This window comes from Halalkalibacter flavus, from assembly GCF_036663575.1.
GTDB classification, from domain to species: Bacteria; Bacillota; Bacilli; order Bacillales; family Bacillaceae_D; genus Halalkalibacter; species Halalkalibacter flavus.
Genome location: NZ_JAWRVK010000371.1, coordinates 1 through 245, shown reverse-complemented (window position 1 = coordinate 245; position 245 = coordinate 1). Strand labels below are relative to the sequence as shown.

The window sequence follows — 245 nt, the reverse complement described above, 5'->3', positions numbered from 1 at the left end:
AATACGAAGGTTGGGGTGCTTCTCGACTTTTCCGCTTTGAGGGATAAGTTCACCAGTGAGCAGTTTGATAAAGGTCGACTTTCCGGCTCCGTTGCCACCGATGATAGCCGTCCGAGATGACAGTGAGAGGGTGATTGACGCATCGACTAACGAGGGTTTAGTGTTCCCCGGATACGTGTACGAGACGTTGCTCATTCGGAGAATGGCCCGGGTCTGAGACTTGATTCCAGCCAAAATACCCGGTG

Annotated in this window: 1 protein-coding gene; it reads right to left on the bottom strand. The window is 52.2% G+C overall.

All coding sequences use genetic code 11. From position 1 onward, the window contains the following. Positions 1–195: ATP-binding cassette domain-containing protein (locus SAY88_RS26245; protein ID WP_431308936.1), on the bottom strand; the 195-nt coding region annotated here is incomplete at its 3' end. Positions 196–245 lie beyond the last annotated feature (50 nt).